This window comes from Bifidobacterium sp. B4142 (genome assembly GCF_026537325.1).
Classification (GTDB): Bacteria; Actinomycetota; Actinomycetes; order Actinomycetales; family Bifidobacteriaceae; genus Bombiscardovia.
Map to the genome: position 1 here is coordinate 80,989 of NZ_JAFNMJ010000004.1, position 21,299 is coordinate 102,287.

At 62.6% G+C, this 21,299-nt stretch carries 14 protein-coding genes, 1 tRNA gene and 1 pseudogene; 12 read left to right on the plus strand and 4 right to left on the minus strand.

The features are described from left to right. Positions 1–625: 625 nt before the first annotated feature. The 4 genes from dcd (at position 626) to rlmB (ending at position 4,579) form a co-directional block, all read left to right on the plus strand. Complete coding sequence (gene dcd, locus J3U06_RS07330; protein WP_024627087.1) at positions 626–1,207, plus strand: dCTP deaminase; 582 nt, start codon at positions 626–628, stop codon at positions 1,205–1,207. A gap of 525 nt (positions 1,208–1,732) precedes the next feature. Then, entirely contained in the window at positions 1,733–2,377 is a 645-nt protein-coding gene (locus J3U06_RS07335) for an NAD(P)H-binding protein (RefSeq protein WP_267431380.1), read from the plus strand. A 102-nt stretch (positions 2,378–2,479) separates the two neighbouring features. Beyond that, entirely contained in the window at positions 2,480–3,247 is a 768-nt protein-coding gene (locus J3U06_RS07340) for a carboxymuconolactone decarboxylase family protein (RefSeq protein ID WP_267431379.1), read from the plus strand. A gap of 339 nt (positions 3,248–3,586) precedes the next feature. Further along, the gene (rlmB, locus tag J3U06_RS07345) at positions 3,587–4,579 is read left to right on the plus strand and encodes a 23S rRNA (guanosine(2251)-2'-O)-methyltransferase RlmB (protein WP_220236540.1); all 993 of its coding nucleotides are present in this window, start codon (positions 3,587–3,589) and stop codon (positions 4,577–4,579) included. A 418-nt stretch (positions 4,580–4,997) separates the two neighbouring features. Here rlmB and J3U06_RS07350 read toward each other — a convergent pair. The 3 genes and pseudogenes from J3U06_RS07350 to J3U06_RS07360 all read right to left on the minus strand — a co-directional run. Beyond that, positions 4,998–6,359 (minus strand): annotated as a pseudogene (locus tag J3U06_RS07350) (DUF4032 domain-containing protein); the annotation flags it as partial. Positions 6,360–6,535: 176 nt separating this feature from the next. Continuing rightward, complete coding sequence (locus J3U06_RS07355; protein ID WP_267400880.1) at positions 6,536–7,663, minus strand: ABC transporter ATP-binding protein; 1,128 nt, start codon at positions 7,661–7,663, stop codon at positions 6,536–6,538. 201 nt (positions 7,664–7,864) lie between these two features. Continuing rightward, positions 7,865–8,263, minus strand: a complete 399-nt coding sequence (locus J3U06_RS07360) for a carboxymuconolactone decarboxylase family protein (protein WP_267400881.1) — start codon at positions 8,261–8,263, stop codon at positions 7,865–7,867. A gap of 163 nt (positions 8,264–8,426) precedes the next feature. Here J3U06_RS07360 and J3U06_RS07365 point away from each other — a divergent pair, with 163 nt between their 5' ends. The 8 genes from J3U06_RS07365 to J3U06_RS07400 all read left to right on the plus strand — a co-directional run bounded on the left by J3U06_RS07365 (position 8,427) and on the right by J3U06_RS07400 (position 19,552). Then, entirely contained in the window at positions 8,427–10,451 is a 2,025-nt protein-coding gene (locus J3U06_RS07365) for a serine/threonine-protein kinase (protein WP_416378949.1), read from the plus strand. Between the two features lie 61 nt (positions 10,452–10,512). Then, positions 10,513–11,436 (plus strand): DsbA family protein, encoded by a 924-nt coding sequence (locus J3U06_RS07370; RefSeq protein WP_267400883.1) that lies wholly within the window; start codon positions 10,513–10,515, stop codon positions 11,434–11,436. A 110-nt stretch (positions 11,437–11,546) separates the two neighbouring features. Further along, positions 11,547–11,620 (plus strand) — tRNA-Thr (locus tag J3U06_RS07375). A gap of 404 nt (positions 11,621–12,024) precedes the next feature. Beyond that, the gene (locus J3U06_RS07380) at positions 12,025–13,428 is read left to right on the plus strand and encodes a G5 domain-containing protein (protein WP_267400884.1); all 1,404 of its coding nucleotides are present in this window, start codon (positions 12,025–12,027) and stop codon (positions 13,426–13,428) included. Between the two features lie 32 nt (positions 13,429–13,460). Further along, positions 13,461–14,342 (plus strand): 16S rRNA (adenine(1518)-N(6)/adenine(1519)-N(6))-dimethyltransferase RsmA, encoded by an 882-nt coding sequence (gene rsmA / locus J3U06_RS07385; protein WP_267400885.1) that lies wholly within the window; start codon positions 13,461–13,463, stop codon positions 14,340–14,342. Continuing rightward, positions 14,339–15,259 carry a 4-(cytidine 5'-diphospho)-2-C-methyl-D-erythritol kinase gene (locus J3U06_RS07390; RefSeq protein ID WP_267400886.1) on the plus strand — a complete coding sequence of 307 codons (921 nt, stop codon included), beginning with the start codon at positions 14,339–14,341 and terminating at the stop codon, positions 15,257–15,259. The genes rsmA and J3U06_RS07390 overlap by 4 nt, the downstream gene beginning before the upstream one ends. Positions 15,260–15,269: 10 nt before the next feature. Then, positions 15,270–15,881, plus strand: a complete 612-nt coding sequence (locus J3U06_RS07395; RefSeq protein ID WP_267400887.1) for a LytR C-terminal domain-containing protein — start codon at positions 15,270–15,272, stop codon at positions 15,879–15,881. Between the two features lie 275 nt (positions 15,882–16,156). Then, the gene (locus J3U06_RS07400; RefSeq protein ID WP_267444780.1) at positions 16,157–19,552 is read left to right on the plus strand and encodes an InlB B-repeat-containing protein; all 3,396 of its coding nucleotides are present in this window, start codon (positions 16,157–16,159) and stop codon (positions 19,550–19,552) included. Positions 19,553–19,845: 293 nt separating this feature from the next. On the opposite strand, the gene J3U06_RS07405 is transcribed toward J3U06_RS07400, so the two are convergent. Continuing rightward, on the minus strand, positions 19,846–21,264 hold the full coding sequence (locus tag J3U06_RS07405) for a CCA tRNA nucleotidyltransferase (RefSeq protein ID WP_267444805.1): 1,419 nt from the start codon (positions 21,262–21,264) through the stop codon (positions 19,846–19,848). Between the last annotated feature and the right edge of the window lie 35 nt (positions 21,265–21,299).

The window sequence follows — 21,299 nt, forward strand, 5'->3', positions numbered from 1 at the left end:
CCCCCGTCATAGCCATAACTGACGGGGGTTCTTCCATATCGTCGGCCCCTACCTTCAATCCTTTGCCTATAAAACACAACTTATACAGACGCCAGAGAAGAGGAGTCCCAGAATGCGGCTCCATGAAACTTTTCATCCCATTTTGGTATCCGTCAACCTTTCGTCTCACATCCAGAGAAGCAGAAATCCAAAGGGCAGATGACCGGCCCAGCCAAGCACGAAGCGACTCATTGATTTGCAGGACTCATGGGTTTGCAAACGCCTGACCGTCCCGCAATAGACCTTAACGAGCTCAATCGAGCCATTGGCCGTGCGGTTTCACGTGAAACGTCGACACACTGATACTTCCCCACAATGAAGAGAACCCGACGGTGCGTGAACATCGCCGGGCGAGAGAGAAGAAAGGGAAATCAGTTGTCGGACGGAGGTCAGCCGCCCGTTCGGTTTTTGAGCCGACATTTATAGTAAAGAATAGCTACCTTATGGCGACGATAGTGTTATCTGAGAATTCTCTGTGAATCCAGCGAGATCAGAAGCGGGCATAGGGCCGGTTAGACTGGATTTCGGATGGTTTCCCGCCCAAGGAGAGACCCTCGACGAACGAGCCTAAAGGAGATACCTCGGCATGTTGCTCAGCGACCATGACATCCTGGATGCCCACCAGGCAGGACATCTGAATCTGGACCCGTGGACACCTGCCATGGTTCAGCCCTCCAGCGTGGATGTGCGCCTGGACCGCTACTTCCGGGTCTTCAACAACCATCAGTACACCTATGTGGATCCCGCAGAGGACCAGGGTGCACTGACTGAGCAGTTCGAGGTGCCAAAGGACGAACCCTGGATTTTGCATCCAGGCGAGTTCGTTCTGGGATCCACCTGGGAGTATGTCAAGCTGGACTCCACCCTGGCAGCCCGGCTGGAGGGTAAGAGCTCCCTGGGCCGTCTGGGCATCCTGACTCACTCCACTGCCGGTTTCGTTGATCCCGGCTTTGAAGGGCACATCACCCTGGAGCTGTCGAACGTGAGCACCCTGCCGGTCAAACTCTGGCCAGGCATGAAGATCGGCCAGATGTGCTTCTTCCAACTCTCCTCCCCGGCCCAGTACCCCTATGGATCCAAGCACAACGGCTCCCATTACCAGGGCCAGCGCGGTCCAACCCCTTCCCGCTCCTACGTCAACTTCTACAAGGCCGATGTCTCGGACTGACGAAGCAACACGACTGAACTTGCATGAAGTCTGCATGGCGCCATTGACGTAAAGAGCCAGAATGCCGCTACATGAGCTCAACGGCCTGTTCATGCATGGTTTTCATAAGGCTCACTCATTGGGATTCAAATACGTCCTCCAGTTATGGGGCGTATGAGCAAGGCAGACATAGACCCGCGTTTTCTACGGACTCGTCCGCAGAATAGAATCGGCATCTCACTCAACGAAGTACCCGGCTTGCCCGATATCTCACTTGAGAATTGCATACAATCTGACCATGCAGAAGGCTAATGAATTGCGGCCAGGCTTCAGGCTGGAGAGGGATGGCGCCAAAGACCTCGCCCATGTTGGAGCAGAGTGGTAGCGCAGGAACTTGCAGATATCATTGAAAATGCCGCAGTCCTCCCGCACAGCCTTGACAATGTCCTGGTCCTGGCCATGCCCACGTCACTTGACTTCAAGCCCACTTGAAGGCGTACAGATAAAGAGACGATTTACCACAAACAACTCGCCACGGGAGAATGGATGACCAATCTGCTGATACTGGGCGCCAACGGTCGTATAGCCCGCCTGGTCCGGAAGGACCTGCTGACCGGTGAAAGCGACACGCACCTGACCGAGTACCTGCGCATCGCCGACCGACTGCCCGTCCTTGACCCGACCAGGGAAACCACCATCGAGGGGGACGTGAACGACTATCCCCACCTTGTTCATGCAATGCAGGGCCAGGATATCGTCCTGGCCGATCTTGGCGGGCAATTCGAGCCCATGGCCGACAAAACGGTCCGGGCCATGGAACAGGCAGGGGTCAAGCGCCTGATCTGGATTACCGGACTCGGGCTCTACCATGAGGTGCCGGGCGAATTCGGCCGTTGGGTCGAGGAGTCCTGCGGCCATGAGGTCATGGAGGACACCCGTCGGGCAGGACGTCTCATCGAAGATTCCGACCTGGACTACACGATCATCCGCGCCGCCTACTTGGATGACCAGCCCGACCGTGACTACGAACTGACTGAGAAAGGTCAACCGTACAGAGGGACGACCGTGTCCCGGAACTCTATAGCGGACCTGATTGAAAAGATCCTGGCCGACCCGGCCGAGCACAGCCGAGCCAGTCTGGGCATATCCCGACCAAGCACCGATGGCGACAGGCCGGTCTGGGTGGGCTGACGGCGTTCCAAACATCCAGGTGCTCTGACCCGCAGCAACCAAAAGACCCGAATATCGTAGATATGCCAAAATGACGGCGGACATGAAAGAAGGAGAACTATCATGGCAATCAAACAGACGGCTGGGCACGATCAGCTCGGCGACTTCGCACCCCTCTTCGCCCACTTCAACGACGACGTGCTTTTCGGCCAGGTTTGGTCCCGCGAGGAGGAACTCTCGGCCCACGACCGGAGCATGATCACCTGCGCCGGGCTGATGGCCATGGGCCTCTTCCCCCAGCTGCAGAGCCACATGAACCTGGCCAAGCGCAATGGGGTCACCAGATCCGAAATGGTGGAACTGATCACCCAGCTAGCCTTCTACGCCGGCTGGCCCAAGGCCTGGAGCGCCTTCAACCTGGCCAAGGAGATCTTCGGCGATGAGGAAGCAACGGCGGACGCAGGCCGATCAGAGGCCATGAACCAGGCAGACGTCCTGCCCGACTCCGGCTTCTACCCCCTAGGGGACCCTGCCGATGGCCCCAACTTCACCGGTCATGCCTGGCTGTACCACCTAACCGAACCAGATGTGGAATGCTCAGCAGGCAACGTCACCTTCGCCCCCGGCTGCTTCAACCGCTGGCACACCCACCCACATGGCCAGCTCCTCCTGGTTACGGCCGGTTTGGGCTGGGAGCAGGAAGAGGGCCGGAAGCCTCGGCAGCTCAAGCCAGGCGATGTGGTCTTCTGCCCCGCAGGCGTCAGACACTGGCACGGGGCATCGAGGAACTCATCCATGACCCACGTCGCCGTCACCCCGACCCGGGAAGGCCAGTCACCGGTCGAGTGGCTGGACTTCCCCGATTCCGAACAGGTGGCCGCCCTGGGTTGAACCGCCTTATAAATAAACCTGGGTGGATAATATCTCCAGCGGGAAGGACGATAATTCCAACCGAATCATTGCTGTTTCACCCTTACTGCACGACCAGGCCATACTGCAGCTGATAGCCGCCGTTGGCTCAGCCGGTACCGACGGACACGTGGCGACGGCAGACGCTCCACCCAGCCTTTCGGCCGGGCCATCTTGGGCTCTTCGGACGAGGACAAATCCAGCAGCGTATCCGCAGGAACCTTCAGATGGCCTCCCTTCTCACCTTCCGGCGCGTGGATGCAGGAATGCGAGGTTGGTTGGCAGACCGGCCGGTTTCCGCCTGCCCCTAGTATGGAGAGCATGGCTAACAAGAAAGGCCCGACCAAGGGTTCGGGCGGCAAGCACCGCAACAAACTGCGCGGCCGAGGGCCTACCCCCAAAGCTGAGGATCGCGTCTACCACAAGGCCTACAAGGCCCGGCAGGCGGCCCAGCGCAGACAAGCGGCCGATCCACGTCTGGCTGCCCGCCGCCGGGCCGACCGATTCACCTCTGATTCCGACGATCTGGTTATCGGCCGCAACGCAGTCCTGGAAGCCCTGCGTGTAGGCGTCCCGGCCAGCCAGCTCTATCTGGCCGCCCGGATGGACCATGACGATAGGACCAGAGAGATCGTGCGACTGGCCGGGCAGGAGGGACTCAACCTGCTGGAAGCCGACCGCCTAGAGATGAACCGCATCGCCCGGTCCAGCAACCACCAAGGTGTGGTCCTCAAGGTGCAGCCTTACCAGTACGCCTCCCTGCAGAGCCTGGTCGACAGGGCCGAAAAGCACGCAGCCGCCCTAGACGGGGCCGACCAGGAGACCAAGGTTGCCGCCCGCCCGCTGTTCATCGCCCTGGATGGAGTAACCGATCCGCAGAATCTAGGGGCCGTGATCCGTTCAGCCGCAGCCTTCGGAGCCTCGGGAGTGGTTCTGCCCGAGCGCCGCAGCGCCTCGGTCACAGCTGCGGCCTGGAAGGTGTCTGCCGGAGCCGCCGCCCACCTGCCCGTGGCCCGTGTGGTCAATCTGACCAAGGCCATTCAAGGGCTTAAAGAGCGCGGCTACTATGCGGTTGGCCTGGACGGCGCAGGCAGCGCCATAGTAGGCGAGACTGGCTTCGAGACTGATCCTCTTGTGGTGGTCCTAGGGTCCGAGGGCAAGGGGCTGAGCCGCCTGGTCCGAGAGAACTGTGATGCCTTGGCCTCCATCCCCATCTCCAGCTCGGTGGAATCCCTGAACGCCTCGGTTGCAGCTGGCATCAGCCTTTACGCCGTAGCCATGGCACGCCGACGGTCCGCGCACCAAGCCAAATAGCCCTAGGTAGGCACCGGCAATCTGAAGACGGACAGTCCCAAGCGGCAACAGTCTGCGTGCAGCGGCCGACATGCAGCGGACCCTTGCCGCACAAACTCAAGAGTCAGCTGGAGGCCCAGACCGCGTCATCCTGGTCATCCTGGTCGGCAGCCGCATCCAGGCTGCCGGGGGCGTAGACCGATCTCAGCGAGCTTCGACCGCCATTCGTGTCTTCAAAGACTGGTTGCGACGGCACCTCCTCGCCTGCCCGGTCACGGTCCTTCTGCGTGCCCGCTCCGGTCTGGCCTCCAACATCGGTTTGTTCAGTCGCCCTTGTGTTAGCTGCGTCATGGCCTTTCACTTCATGGCCATTTGCATCCTTGTCGGTCTGATCACGGGTGACTTGCTTACCCTGACCAGCCTGGGCATGGGCACCCTGCCAGTTCATCTCGTCATCGACCACGCCGGCGTCCGCCTCTTCGTTGATGGTCTTCATGTCCTCGGAATCCAGCCGGTACTCTGGCAGGGACTCACTGATGTAGCTCTGCACGGCCTCGGCCATGGGCACGTCGTGGCCGGCCTTCTCGGCCATCAGCCAGCGGTGGGTCAGCACCTCGTGGAAGAACTGGGCCGGTTCGATCTGCGATCGGTATTCCGGTGGAATCATACGCACAGTGGGCTCGAAGACCTCGCGCATCCAGTCGGTGGCCACGATCTCCAGGTCCTCGCCCTGCCGCCAGGTAGATGCCCGGTAAGCATCCAGATCGTTGAGCAGCCGCCGGGCCTGATTCTCCTGCACATCCAGGCCGGTCAGCCGCAACAGCTTGCGGGAGGCGTAGCCGGCATCGACCACCCTTGGGCGCACCAACACCCGGTTGCCGTTCTCCTCGGTCTTCATCTCCAGCTCGTCCACGTCAAAGCCTAGATCGTTGAGCCGGTTGACGCGGCGCTCGATCTTCCACATCTCGTCCGGATCGAAGCTGTCCACGTCCGTCAGAGCGCTCCAGAGGGAATGGTAGCGGTCCACCAGCCGGTTGCCCACGCCAACCTCGTCCACCTCGCCGGCCAGAAGATTGCCGGAGTCCAAATCCATGAGCTCGCCGATGATGTTGGTCCTGGCCAGGTCGATGTCATACTCGCGCTGGCCGTCAGTCAGGCTGGGGTGCAGATCACCAGTCTCGGCATCGACCAGGAAAGCCGAGAAGGCGTCGGCATCACGCAGGAAGAGCACATTGGACAGGGAGACATCGCCCCAGTAGAACCCTGCCAGATGGAGCCTCACCAGGAGGACTGCAAGGGCATCGATCAAACGCTCTGCCGTATCCGGACGCAGATTGCGGGCGAAGAGGGCGCGATAAGGCAGCGAGAACTTCAGATGCTGAGTGACCAGCATGGCCTCAAGAGGCTCGCCCTCACGAGTGTGGCGACCGGTGACCACGGCGATGGGATTGACCGTGGGCAGCTCCAGTTTTTGCAGCTTGCGCAGGAGCTCATACTCACGCTCAGCCACCCGCTGGGTGATTTCCTTCATGGCGTAGACATCATCGCCCACGTGGACGAAGCGCACCACGTGCCGGGAGATGCCTCTGGGCAGGTTGGCCAGCAGATCCCGGGGCCAGGTGGCCAGCGGCCGCTCCCAGGGCAGGGTAAACATCCTGGGGTTGGAGCTGGTGGCCGTGATGTGCAGGGCGGCCGGCTCCTGCTCGGAGGAGGGATCGGCCGTGGTCTTTATCGAGGTGGCTTTCATGGCGCGAGGGTCCAGAGAGGAGGCCGTCGCCCGGTTGATGTTCACGCTAGTCATGCTTCATCCATCCCATCGCCGCCCATCCTATACGGGAAGAGCCCCGCACGGATCCGCCGCGCGGGGCTCCTGGTCACCCGGTCAACAAGGAGAGGAAGGAAAATGATATCAACAATCGATACGGGCCCTGCGGATCGGCGGGAAACCATGGCCGAGCCACAGGGTCGCAGGGACGCTCAGTTCAGCCGGAGCTCGCTGGCCGGGGAGAACAGATGCATCTTGGCGGGGTCGATGTGGATCTTGACCACGTCGCCCACCCTGGGCAGGTCGCGCGGGTTGACGCGGATGGTGGTCAGCTTGTTCTGGTCGGACATGACGATGGCCTGCTCAGCCACGCTGTTGTCGGTCAGGATGTTGCCGTAGATGTAGCCGTCGGAGCCCAGATCCTCCACATTGGCAACCTTCAGAGAGAACGCTTCAGGCTCGTCTGCACCAGCCAGGGAGGCATCCTCGGGACGGAAGCCGACGACGATCCTGCCTTGGTCCTCGGGGGTCAGCTTGTCCACAGCCTCGCGGGGCAGGCTGATGGTGTCCTCGCCGATCTTGGCCTGCCCATTGGCCACTGGGTGGATGTTGATGTTCATAGAGGGCGAGCCGATGAAGCCGGCCACGAAGACATTCTCCGGCCGGTCATAGAGCTCGGTAGGCGCCCCCACCTGCTGCAGGACACCCAACTTGATGACGGCGATCCTGTCGCCCATGGTCAGAGCCTCGGTCTGATCGTGGGTCACATACAGGGTGGTGACGTTGAGCTGACGCTGCAGAGCGGCAATCTGAGTACGGGTCTGAACACGCAACTTGGCATCCAAGTTGGACAGAGGCTCATCCATCAGGAAGACCTTGGGCTGACGCACAATAGCGCGACCCATGGCCACACGCTGACGCTGGCCGCCGGACAGAGCCTTGGGCTTGCGGTCCAAGTACTCGGTCAGATCCAGCACCTCGGCGGCCTTCTCCACCCGCTGGCGAATCTCATCCTTGGGGGTGCCGGCGATCTTCAGGGCGAAGCCCATGTTGTCGGCAACGGTCATATGGGGGTAAAGGGCGTAATTCTGGAAGACCATGGCGATGTCGCGGTCCTTGGGCTGCATGGTCGTCACGTCCTTGTCGCCAATCATGATGCGGCCCTTGTTGACCTCCTCCAGGCCGGCCAGCATGCGCAGGGTAGTGGACTTTCCGCAGCCGGAAGGCCCTACCAGAACAAGGAATTCACCGTCTTTGATGTCCAGACTGAGGTCACTGACCGAGGGCTCATCGTTGCCCGGGTAGATACGAGTGACGTGGTCGAATACCACTTCTGCCATTGTTCATCCTTTCATCGGCAGGTACGTGCCGAACGATCCGTAGTGAAGGGTTGATTTTCACTGTGGTTTCCGTCCCGGGGCCAACACCGACATCGGCATGACCATACGACGGTTTTCTATTTTTGGTTAAGAGAAACTCTCCCTTGAGCCAGTGCCCACTATACACCAAAGACTGAATTCGGCGTGCGAACCCTTGCCGGCTCAATCCTTGGTCTTGTCGGAAACTTCGGAGCTGGGCTCGAAGACCGTCCTGGCCACGTTGATCGCGTTGATGACACGCGGGAATCCCACGTAGGGAGCGCATTGGAGTATGGCTTCGACCACAGCCTCCTTGCTCAGCCCGACATTCAGAGCTCCCCGTATGTGAACAGCCAGCTGCGGAGCCGTGTCACCCTGCGTAACCAGACTGCCTATCGTGACCAGCTCACGCTGCTGAAGATCGAGCCCTTTCCTGGTGTATATGTCGCCAAAGGCGAACTCGACAATCCAGCGACCCAGGTCCGGCGCTATATCCTGAAGAGAGTCGATGACAGCTTGGCCTCCCTTGCCGTCAATGGCAGCCAAAGCTTTAGATCCCTTTTCAAAGCGCGAAGCTTCCATGAAGCCCCTTCTTTCTGTTGCTTTGCATATTTCCCAGCCGAGAATATTGTATCAACGCCTGTTTACGCATTATGCCGCCGGCAGTCGAGCCATCTGCGACGATCACGGACGCGAGGAAACGGCAGAGGCCGCAATCAGGCCCTTTTCAACGAGTCGGAGCACAATGGGAAGCATGAGTGATCTTGAGGGACTGGATCTGGGGCCGGGACGGCTGGTCGGGGGCTACACCCTGATTGAGCCCCTGGGCGGCGGCGCCATGGGGTCCGTCTGGCGCGCCCGGGATGGCGGTGGCCAGGACTACGCCATGAAGATTCTACGGGAATCCCTGGAGGAGGACCAGATCTCGTCAGACAGCCTCGACGAACGTGACCGCGCCTCGGCACGCGAGCGCCTGCGACGCGAGGCCCTGGCCCTGCAACGGATCCGTCATCCAGGCGTCTGCCGAATCGTGGATATGGAACTTGATGATGCTCTGGCTTTCATCGTGACCGAGCTGATCGAGGGGCGCAACCTGCACGACGACGTGGCTGTCAACGGTCCCTATCGGGGCGACGACCTGGAGCGGCTGGCACACAAGCTGACCGATGCCGTCGCAGCCGTCCACCGGGCGGGCATCGTCCACCGGGACATCAAACCCACCAATGTCATGATCTCGGTCTCGGGGCCGGTGCTGGTGGACTTCGGCATCGCCATGGGCCAGGGGCAGAGCCACGTGACCCGGACCGGGCTGGTCATGGGGACCCCTGGCTTCATCGCCCCGGAGATCATCGATGGAGCCGAGGCCGACCAGGAAACCGACTGGTGGAGCACGGCAGCCGTTCTGGCCTATGCAGCCACCGGACGGGCGGTCTTCGGCGACAAACCCATGATGGCGGTCCTGGAGCGGGAGGCCTCAGGCAATGCTGACCTGTCCGGGCTACCCATGGGCACCATGAGAGCCCTGCGCTCGGCCCTCTCCCCCGATCGAGGCGCGCGTTGCACACCTCAGGAGCTCCTGGAGGCCATCGGTCGGGATGCCATGGATCCGCAGGCCTGGCAGGGTGAGCAAGACGACCATGATGCGGGAGGGCAGCAGACCGGCAAAGGCAGCCAGGAGACGATGCGCCCTTTTGGCGGCGGCTCTTCGGAAGCTGAGGGGCAGGCCGACTCCCCCACCATGGTCGTTGAGCCGGCCACCATGCCCATGCCGCCGATCGCGCGGGCCGATCCAGACAGTCCGCGGACGGCCTGGTCACAACCCCCCGCAGACAGCGAAGCAGATGAACAGACGACCCTCCTGCCCGACTCGGAGCAGCCCATCAGCCTCTTGGATCCCCTTCCTGCAGCCGAGGAGCAGCAAGAGCAGACACAGACCTGGCAGGATCGGCAACCCTTAGCCGATCGCCAAGATCTTCAAGCCACCGCCGTTCAGGATTCGCTACCGCCGGCACAGCCCCTGCCCAGCGGATACCGCAACGAGGCGAACGCCCACTGGCTGGGAGACCAGCCTCCCGCCCAGATGCGACGTCTGCGCTACCTGAAAGCGGGAACTCCCTGCCTGGTCTTGCTGGGAATCCTTCCCGCCCTGCTGACAGCACTGGCCCCGGTCTCGGCTCTGGCGACCGCCGGAATCCTCCTCTGGGCCCTGAGCACTACCGGATGGAGCATAAAAGCCCAGATCGAACGCGAGCTGCGCCGTAACGGACCTCGGCGGGGCACCGATCGTCTGCTAAGCGCAGCCGCCCTTCCCTGGCACCTGCTCAAGGGCCTGGCAGCCGCCCTGCTCCGCCTGCCGGGCATGATCCTTGTCCAAGTCCTAGTCGCCCTGCCGCTGACCTGGGCGGGCGCCCTCACAACCGTTCGCGCAGGCCTGACCCTAGGCGAGCATCTGCTGACCTTCCCCCTGCCAGCGGCCAGGCCCCTGTCTGTCGGCGGACTGGCCATGGCCCTGGCAACGCTGGCCGGATGGCTGTTGGCGACCCTGCCCACACAGGACCGTTCAACCCCCAAAGCGAACAGCGGCAACATGGTCCTACGTCTGGCAGCGGGCCGTATTCCCCTTGGTCGTCAGGATCCCGAGGCGCCGAGCAGCCCCTGCCGCAGGTGGATTCTGCTCCTGATCTGGCTGCTGATTACTGCCGTCCTCCTGGCCGGGCTGATTGCCCAGCCCTCCATGGACTGGGCCCCCATCCACCTCCTGCGCGCCTAAGACCGACCTCCACCCCTGGCGGCTACACTATGCTCAGTATGCCAAGGAAAGGATCCAGGTCATGTCCAAGGGCAAGCAGAACCGCAAGGCCGCGCTCAAGGCCCAGGAAGAGGCCCGGCGGCTCCAGGAGGCCAAGGAGCGCCGCCAGCAGACCATGATCGGCGTCATCGTCACCGTGGTGCTCATCGCACTGATCGCTCTGGGCGGATTCCTATACTGGCGCAGCCATCGCCCGGTCAAGACCCAGGACCTGGAGCAGGCCCGTCAGGCCGTCGCACGAGTCAAGGAAAAGCCCTCGGCCGCCAATGACCAAGGCGGCTTCCTGATCAGTTCCAAGGGGCTGGGCAAGCCGGTGGCCAAGGCTCCGACCGTGGAGATCTACATGGACTTCATGTGCCCAGGCTGCGGCGCCCTGCATCGCGGGCTGGACTCCACCCTGACCAGTCTTGTGGACGCCGGGCAGATCAACCTAGTCATCTACCCCATGAGTTTCATGGACCGGCTCTCCACCGACAACTACTCGAGCAGAACGGGCACGGCCACCATCTACGTGGCCCAGCACGACCCCGACCACCTGCTGCCTTTCATCGCCAATCTCTACGCCAAGGACTTCCAACCGGATGAGTCCGACTATCACCCCATCAGCAACGACAAGATCCGCCAACAGGCCATCAAGGCCGGGGTTGATCCCAAGGTTGCCGATCAGGCGGTCAAGGGTCACTACCGGGCTTGGATCAAGGCCATGGATGCCTATACGCCCCTGCGCAAGGAGCTCTGGAATCCCTCCGGATCCAACAAGGGGCAGATGACCACGCCTACGGTTCGCATCAACGGCAATTACTGGGAACTGGGCAACCTGTCCCAGGCGGGCTTGGACTATCGTTCGGGCCTGCTCAAGACTCTGGGCCTGGACCAGTCCAAGGTGGGCGTCAAGGGTGCCATGCCGGCCATCGGCGCCTCCGGCCAACCGCGCTCGCTGAACTGAACCGGACAGGTCGAGAAGAATTTCGCGCCCAGCGTCCCCTTGGGGACACGGTGATGGTAGGATATCATTCCGTACCGCGGCCTGGAATGCTGTCATGGACCACCGGGACCGCCTCCTTAGCTCAGTTGGCCAGAGCAGCCGCCTTGTAAGCGGCAGGTCGTCAGTTCGACTCTGACAGGAGGCTCTACGCCAGGAATGAACCCCCTATTCCACATATTCAGCTTCGTCTCGGGACAGGCTATAATAATGGACATTACCTGGATAATTACAAATACTTCCCTCGAGTAAGTCATTTCGGAGGCTCGTTCTCCGAAGTACGAACGGAGCTTTTTCCCCAACCATCTCCGTTCGTATTCGAGGACGGGATCATTCCCCTTCATTCCCGTCCTCTTGACGTTGATCCGCCGGCCCAAGGCCCGGGTCTTGAGAAGCCGACTGACCGATGACGGCCAGGTCGGCTTTTTTGTTGCCACCCATCTGTAACAAATGTGGATGTTTGCCCGACCTTGCGGATTGTCTGGCTTAGCTCCATGCCCGCGCCGCTAGAATTACCAGGTACAGACAAGGCAGGAACGGGGAGGCGAGCACATGGCCAGACGCTGGACGCCGCGGCGTTTTGTCATGCTCAGAAGGATCCGCGTGGCCTCCTGCGCGATCCTGGTCGTTCTGGCCATGGCCTTGGCCTTCGGCATCACTGCACGCAAGAGCGTGGCTTTAAGCGTCAACGGGCAGACCAAAACGGTGACCACCTACGCCTACAGCGTGGACGGCCTGCTGCGCCAGCAGGGAATCAAGGTCAAGACCCACGACCTGGTCGATTCCACCTCCGGAGGCCAGCTGAACAACCATGCGGCAGTCACTGTGCGTTCCGCCTATCAGACCACCATCGTCATCCAGGGCCAGCGAGTGCCTTTCTGGACCACAGCCACCAGCATGGACCAGTTGCTGGGATTCTTCGAGGAGAACCGCAAGCAGGCCATGAAGGTCACCGTGGATATAGGCAACGTCTACAACCAGCTGACTGGCGGTCTGGTCATCAACCAGGCGGGGCCGGTCACGGTCGTGGCCGACGGGAAGACCTCGGTGGCCCCTGACGGCAAGCTTCCGGCTGCCTCCATCCTGGACTCCAAGGGCATCGTGCTGGGCAAGGAGGACCGCGTCAGCGTGGAGCACGACCAGGGCGCCACCGTTCTGCGTGTCCGACGGGTCACCCACGGGAACACCCAGAAGACCATCCCCTTGGCCTTTGCCACACGTACCGTGGTCGACCCGAACCTGGCGCCAGGCCAGACCCATATCCGACAGGAGGGCGTAGCCGGCCAGCGTCTGCAGACCATCCAGGTCACCTATGTGGACGGACAGGCAGAATCGGAGCAGGTCGTCAAGGAGGAGACCGTGGCCATGCCAGTGGATCAGGTGGTGGCCGTCGGCCCCGACAAGCCAAAGGAGGGGCAGAGCAGCGGGCAGCAGTCCAAGGACAAGGGGTCCGATCACGCCAAGGACACCTCCTCTCCAAGCTCCTCGCCAAGCAAGGATGCGCAGTCGGGAAAGACAACTACCACGCCCTCGCAGACATCACAACCATCAGGCTCGAATACAACGCCCAAACCAGACCCCCCGAGCCAGAACGAAAACACACCAGCCCCGTCGCCAGCACCAAGTCCATCTCCAAGCGGCCTCTGGCATGCCAGCGCAGAGCTTGCCCAGACCTATGCCTCGGGCGCAGCTGCTCAGCGCGGGTGGACAGGTTCGCAGTTCGCAGACCTGGTGAAACTCTGGAACAAAGAATCAGGATGGCAATGGGATGCCGAAAACCTCTCCGGTGCCTACGGCATCCCCCAAAGCCTGCCGGGCTCTAAAATGAGTAAGTTCGGTGCCAACTGGCATGACGATGCTGCCATCCAAATCGATTGGGGCCTCTGGTATATCGCCCAACAATACGGGAATCCCAGCACGGCCTGGCGTCACTCGGAACAGTACAACTGGTACTGACTCCCTACTACATTCACGAGCAGCGAACCGACATGAACACGAGAACCGAGAACGACCGCCTTCTGGGCGCCGCCGATATCCGACGCATTGCCGACCAGGCCGGCATCCATCCCACCAAGCGCCTGGGCCAGAACTTCGTCATCGATCCAGGCACTGTCCGCAGGATCGTCCGCCTGGCAGAGGTGAAGCCCGGTCAGTCCGTCTTGGAGGTGGGTCCAGGTCTGGGATCCCTGACCCTGGGGCTACTGGAGGCAGGCTGTCTGGTGACCGCCGACGAGATCGACTCCGGGCTGGCCCGGCGCCTGCCTCAGACCGTCAGCCAACGCATGCCGGAAGCCCTGGACCGGCTGACCGTGATCAACCGGGATGCCCTGACCCTGACCCCTCAGCTGGCAGGCGACGCGGGCAGAACCGCCGACCTGACCCTGGTAGCCAACCTGCCCTACAACGTGGCCACTCCCATCATCCTGACCCTTCTGGCCCGGTTCGCCAATCTGAACCGGTTCCTGGTCATGGTCCAGAAGGAGGTAGCGGATCGTCTGACGGCTGGCCCGGGTTCCAAGGTCTACGGCACCCCCAGCCTGAAACTGGCCTGGTACGGCCGTGCCACCCAAGCGGGAAGGATCGGACGTCACGTCTTCTGGCCCGCTCCCAATGTCGACTCGGCACTGGTCTGCTTTGTCCGTAACGAGGAAGGACACATCGGCGAGGACGAGCGAACGCGGATTCGGGTTTTCGCTCTGATCGACGCTGCCTTCGGCCAGCGCCGCAAGACCCTGCATGCTGCCCTGAAGGGCCTGGTGTCTCCCGAGGCCTTCAAAGCGGCAGGTATCGATCCGAGCCGACGTGGAGAGACCATGACCATTGCGGAATTCGCCGCCCTGGAGCGGGCCGACCGCGAGGTGGCCGCGTGAGCCCGGCCGTCGGCAGGGAGGGGATCGCCCTGGACTGCCCGGCAAAGATCAACCTGCTACTTCGGGTAGGACCCGCCCGAGCGGACTGGGGTGGCCGTCACCGCTTGGACACCATCTACAGCGCCGTAAGCATCCTTGACAGAGTGGAGCTGCGTCCAAGAGAGCCTGGCAGCGGTTTCAGGCTGCACATGGAAGGCGAGCATCTGGGTGATCTGGCTGACAATGACGCCGATCCCCATGCAAACCTGGCCGTCAAGGCCCTCCTAGCCATGACCCAGGCCACCGGGCATCAGCCGGATGCGGACATCCGCATCATTAAGCGAATACCGGTGGGTGCCGGTCTGGCCGGGGGCTCCACGGATGCGGCCGGAACCATGCTGGGCCTGAACCGGCTCTGGGAGCTCGGGCTGAGCGCAGCTGAACTGGATGAGATCGCCGCCGGGCTGGGCGCAGACCTGCCCTTCTGCCTGCATGGTGGTCTCAGCCACGGCTCGGGTTTCGGCCAGGTTCTGGAGCCTTTGGATCCGGCTGGCGCAGAGGCTCGAAGCTTGCGCAATGCCGGACTGACCGGTCGCCTGCTGATCGGCGCCTATGAAGATCAGCTGAGCACGGCCCAGGTATACAAGGCCTTCGACGCGATCGGCCCCAGCCCCGGCGACCTGAACGACCTGCAAAAAACCGCCTGCGCTCTTCACCCACGCTCGCTCCTGGCTCTGGATCTGGCCCGGCGGGCAGGGGCAGGGCCAGCTTTCGTCTCGGGATCTGGCCCATCGGTGGTGGCTATGGTTCCTCACTTGGACCAGGCGGCAACACTGATAAGACTCTGGCGGGAGCAGAATGCCGTGGACAGAATCATTGAGGCTGACTCGCCAGTCCTGCCCAGGATGGTTCCCCTGCGAGTCACCCATGGACAGTAGAGTAGGCAACATGACGAATCCCGAACCACTCGACGAACGCGAGGCCCGCAGGCAGTTCGTACGACGGCGGCAGAAGATGGTCTTCACTATAGCCGTCAGCGCCCTAGTGGTCATCCTGGTCATCTGTGGTCTGATCATCTTCGGATCCATCGGGCATACCGCCAAACACGCCACCATCGCCAAACCCAACTATGGGGTCGCCGTGCCCTGTCCGCCCGACAAGTCCAAGCTGGTCAACCACCCCGACATCCGTGTGCGGGTGCTCAACGGAACCAACAAGTCCGGTCTGGCCACTGCCCTGGCGTCGGCCCTGCGCAATCGGGGATTCAACATGCAGGATGTGGCAGACTATCCGGGCAAGACCGAGACAGCGCGCACCCAGATACGCTTTGGCGCCTCGGCCATTGATCGCGGCTACACGGTGGGGTCCCAATTCAACGATGCCGTTCTGGTCATGGACGACCGCGGCGACGATCTGATCGACGTGGTCATCGGGGCCACCTTCACCGATCTGAACGACGAGGACAGCACCTCGGGCGTTGGCCGCAGGATCCAAGCCGTCAAAGGCTGCCTGGCCGACCCCTCCTCCCTGAAAAACCTGCCCAAGGCTCCCAAGGCCTGACGCCGCAGCAATGTTGCTGGCCTGGCATACCGCCCAGGAGCACGGACCCGGCTGTTGCGGAACCATCAACCGGAGGCGTTTGCGCTTGTAGTACAACGACAGGCACAACACCAGGCGTGGTGACACCCGGCGGCAGGGAGGGATGTTTGCGCGCGTGATATGGTAGTCGGTGCAACGCCTTTGGGTTGTGGGTGTTCGCGCGCTTGTTACAGTTTTGAGTGCGATGTCCGGGGGAATGCTGTAGCAGGCTCTGCGAAGGAAGGAGTCAGCTCATCATGCGTCAGCGTTTGGGCATGGTAGCCGCCTTGGCCTTTCTTCTCGCCTTGTCCTGTACACCCGCTTTGGCTGGGGGCACCAGCAGCCCAGACGGCACCGCCGTGCCCGCTACCCTGGACAAACAGCAGGGGGAGAACCCTTACAGGGATGATAGCCCGCAGGCTGCATCGTCATCCTCGCCTCTGGCCACGTCCTCACCCCTGAGCCACACGACCCCAAGCCCAGCCGCCGCGCCCGCCAGGACCGGCCTGACCGACACCACAGGCAGCCGGCCGCAGGCCCAATCCTCCCAAACCTGGACGGTCAGCTTCGACCCGGCCGGCGGCAGCAGCATCGGCGGGCAGACCATCCCCGACGGGGGGCAGGCCAGCCGGCCCAGCCCCGACCCGTCCAGGGACGGGTACCTGTTCGACGGCTGGTTCCAAGGCGATGTCGCCTACGACTTCAGCCAGCCCGTCACCGGGAAAGTCACCCTGACCGCCCGGTGGACCAGAACGGACACACAGCACTGGACCATCAGCCCCACCCAAGGACCCGCAGCCGGAGGCACCAAGGTCACCCTCACCCCACCCAAGCCAAGAGGCATCCGCTTCAGCCAAATCAGTCTGAACGGCTTTCACTCCGCTGCCATCAGATCCGACGGCAACCTCTATACTTGGGGAAACAACAGCAGCGGCCAGCTGGGCGACGGCACCACCAGCAACCAGAAAAGGCCAATCCTGGTCGACAAGCCCGCAGGAGCGCCGAACGGATTCACCTGGAAACAAACCATCCTAGGCAGCTATTATTCCGCGGCGTTCGGCTCGGACGGCAACCTCTACACCTGGGGAGACAACAGCAACGGCACGCTTGGAGATGGCACCACCACCGACCGGAGCAGGCCAGTCCTGGTCGGCAAACCCGCAGGCGCGCCCGACGGATTCACCTGGAAACAAGTCAGCTTAGGCGCTTGGCATTCCGCAGCCATCGGCTCGGACGGCAACCTCTACACCTGGGGAAGAAATAGCAACGGCCAGCTGGGCAGGGACACGAACATCACGCCCGCCAACCGGCCAGGCCTGGTCGGCAAGCCCCAAGGCGCGCCCGATGGATTCACCTGGAAACAAGCCAGCCTCGGCTGGTTTCATTCCGCAGCGATCGGCTCCGACGGCAACCTCTACACCTGGGGAAGAAACGACTCCGGGCAGCTGGGCGACGGCACCACCACCGACCGAAACAAGCCAGCCAAACTCAACGGGATCACTTGGAAACAAATCAGCCTAAACAACAATTTTTCCGCAGGGATTGGCTCCGACGGCAACCTGTACGCGTGGGGAGGCAACAGCAGCGGCCAGCTGGGCGACGACACCACCACCAACCGGAGCAGGCCAACCCTGATCCGGAAGCCCACAGACGCACCCGACGGATTCACCTGGAAACACATCAGCCTAGGCGAGACTCATTCCGCAGCTTTGGGATCGGACGGCAACTTATTTGCCTGGGGGCGCAACAACACTGGTCAGCTGGGCGACGGCACCACCACCAACCGGAACCGGCCGGTCATGGTCGTCTTCCCCGGCGCCACCACGCCTACTGATGTCCTGTTCGGCCAGGCCAAGGCCATGGGTGGGATCACGGCCAACTCTGACGGCACCTGGCAGGCGACCACGCCCGCGCATGCCCCGGGGGCCGTGGACGTGACGGTCGTCTGGAACAGGAACGGGCCGCAGCCGGACGCGCACCTGCGATACACGTTCATCGCCCCCGAATACCAGGTCGGCTTCACCTCCAAGGACAGCTCCTGCCCCGCCCCCACGGGCATGCCCCCCAGCCAGGCCGTCACCCAGGACGGACAGGCGGAACGCCCCCAGCCGGACCCGAAGGCCGACGGCTGCCTGTTCGACGGCTGGTTTCAAGGCGATGTGGCCTACGACTTCACCCAGCCCGTCACCGGGAAAGTCACCCTGACCGCCCGGTGGACCAAGGGAGACGGCCGCTGGACCATCAGCCCCACCCAGGGGCCCGAGACCGGCGGCACCGAGGTCACCCTGACCCCGCCCGCACAGCGAGGCATCAGATTCAGCCAGATCAGCTCAGGCGAATACCATTCCGTGGCCATCGGCTCGGACGGCAACCTGTACGCGTGGGGCGACAACCAGTACGGCCAGCTGGGCGACGGCACCAACACCAACCGCAGCACGCCGGTCATGGTCGGCAAGCCCGGAGACGCGCCAGACGGATTCATTTGGAAACAGGTCAGCTCAAGCTTCCGGCATTCCGCGGCCATCGGCTCCGACGGCCAGCTGTACGCCTGGGGAAGGAACTACTACGGCCAGCTGGGCGACGGCACCACCACCAACCGGACAAGGCCAGTCAAGATCGGCAAGCCCCAAGGCGCGCCAGACGGATTCACCTGGAAACAGATCAGCATGGGCAGCGACCACTCCGCGGCCATCGGCTCCGACGACAACCTCTACACCTGGGGATGGGAGGATGCCGGCCGACTGGGCAGGAGCACAAGCATCACGCCATATGACCGACCAGGCCTGGTCGACAAACCCACAGGGGCTACTGACACGTTTGCTTGGAAACAGATCAGCATGGGCGGCCACTCAGCAGCGATAGGCTCCAACGGCAACCTCTACACCTGGGGATACAACGCTTATGGCCAGCTGGGCGACGGCACCACCACCGACCAGGCCAGGCCAGTCAAGATCGGCAAGCCCCAAGGCGCCCCCAACGGATTCACTTGGAAACAAGTCAGCTTAGGCAGGTGGTATTCCGCAGCATTAGGCTCCGACGGCAGCCTCTACACTTGGGGAGACAATGCTTACGGCCAGCTGGGCGACGGCACCAAGGTCGACAAGCACACGCCGACCCCGGTCCAGAAGCCCCAAGGCGCGCCAGACGGATTCACCTGGCAAAAAGCCAGCCTAGGCTACAGTTCCAGCGATGGACATTCCGCGGCCATCGGCTCGGACGGCAACCTGTATTCCTGGGGGAGCAACGGCAACGGCCAGCTGGGGCGCGAGCCCGCTGAAGCCTGGCCGGCCAGCCGGCCCGGCCCGGTCGGCTTCCCCGGAAAACCGCAAGCCACCAGAATCTGCTTCGACCAAACCCGGCAGCAAGGCGTCTGCTCCGCCGCCGGCAAAAACCTGACGCCCAACCCCGACGGCACCCGGAACGCCACCACGCCCGCCTACACGCCAGGCCCCGTCCCTGTGGCCATCGACTGGACCCAGGACGGCATGCCGCAAGAAACCGACACAAGCAACACCTACCGGTACCTGTCCATCGCCAGCCTGCCCCTGACCGGAGGAAACGGCATGCTCATCCTGCTCGCCACAGGACTGCTCGCCGCAGGAGCCGCCACAGCAGCCAAAAGCCAGAGACAGCAGGCGCGCACAGCCGCATGAACACCTCACACGAGTAAGCAACAACCTGGGCCACACCCCCCAAGAAGGCCCAGGCCGACAGGCGGCCCCGCCACCCCCAACACGACGGGACCGCCACCACACCCATCAACCCTACAAACCACAACCAGACACCAGCCGGACCAACCACACACCGCCAGCAAACAACCACACAACAATCACAGCCAATGCCACCCTGGCACCTGATGACCATGCAAGCATCTTCCACATATAAGACGGCGGCATCCGAACCCGCAGAATGCAGACCAGGGATACTCAGTCAGAGCTAGGCCAAATCAGGCCTGGCCCTGACTCTGCCACCATTCCCGCAGCTCCCGTTCAGCCGTCCCCCGGTCGGCCGGACCCTGATCCAGGCGGTAGTCCAGCATGTGCCGGTAGGCGCGCCCCACCTGAGGGCCGGGCTTCAGGCCTAGGATCTGCATGATCTGTCGTCCATCCAAGTCGGGCCGGATGGCGTCCAGGTCTTCCTGCCGACGCAACTGAGCCACCCTGTCTTCCAGTTCGTCCATGGCGGAGGAGAAGACCTGGGCCTTGCGCTTGTTGCGGGTGGTGGCATCGGCCCGGGTCAGACGGTTGAGCCGCTCGTAAAGGGGCCCGGTCTCCCGGGCATAGCGGCGTACGGCCGCATCGGTCCACCGCTCGTCCACATAGCCGTGGAAACGCAGGTGCATGAAGATCAGGTCGCAGACGTCAGCGATCAGGTGGTGGTCGAAGCGCAAGGCCTTGAGCCGCTTGCGGGCCAGCCTGGCTCCGACTGCATCATGGTGATGGAAGCTGACCTTGCCGCCGGGCTCAAAGCGCCTGGTAGCGGGTTTGCCGATGTCGTGCAGCAGGGCAGCCAGGCGCAGGGTCAGATCCGGGGCGGGCACAGGTCCGTCAGGTCCGGTCTCCAGGGCAATGGCCCGGTCCAGCACCATCAGTGTGTGCTCGAAGACGTCCTTGTGCCGGTGGTGCTCGTCTATCTCCAGCTGCAGGGCCGGGACTTCGGGCAGCACGATGTCGGCCAAGCCGGACTGCACCAGAGCCTCGATGCCCTGGACGGGATGATCGGCCAGCATGAGCTTGGTCAGCTCGTCGCGAATCCGCTCGGCCGAGACGATGCTGATTCGGCCGGTCATGCGGGTGATGGCCTCTGCGGTCTCCGGAGCGATGGTGAACTCCAGCTGGGCCACGAACCGCACGGCCCGCATCATCCGCAGGGGGTCGTCGTCGAAGGATTGGCGGGGATCCACTGGGGTCCGCAGCACCTGCTTAGCCAGGTCGTTGGCCCCCCGGTAGGGGTCCACGAAGACCAGATCGGGCACCCGCAGGGCCATGGCGTTGACGGTGAAGTCACGCCGGGAGAGGTCGCCCTCAAGACTGTCCCCGTAGTCCACCTCGGGCTTGCGGGAGTTGGGATCATAGGTGTCTCGCCGGTAGGTAGTCACCTCCACCTTGACCTCGGTGCCGTCGGAACGCCGCCGAAGAGCGCCCAAGGTGCCGAATTTGCGCCCCATGTCCCAGAATCCCGACCCCCAGTGACGCAGGATGGGCTCGAACTGCTCGGGCCTGGCCGAAGTGCAGAAATCCAGGTCGTGGGAGGGCCGGCGCAGGAGCAGATCGCGTACAGGGCCCCCTACCAACGCCAGTTCAAATCCCTGCTCGGCGAAAAGGCGCCCGAGCTCGATGGCCTCCGGCCAGACTTGGAAATCCACGCTCACCCTTTCCTACGGAGTTGATGCGCCTACTA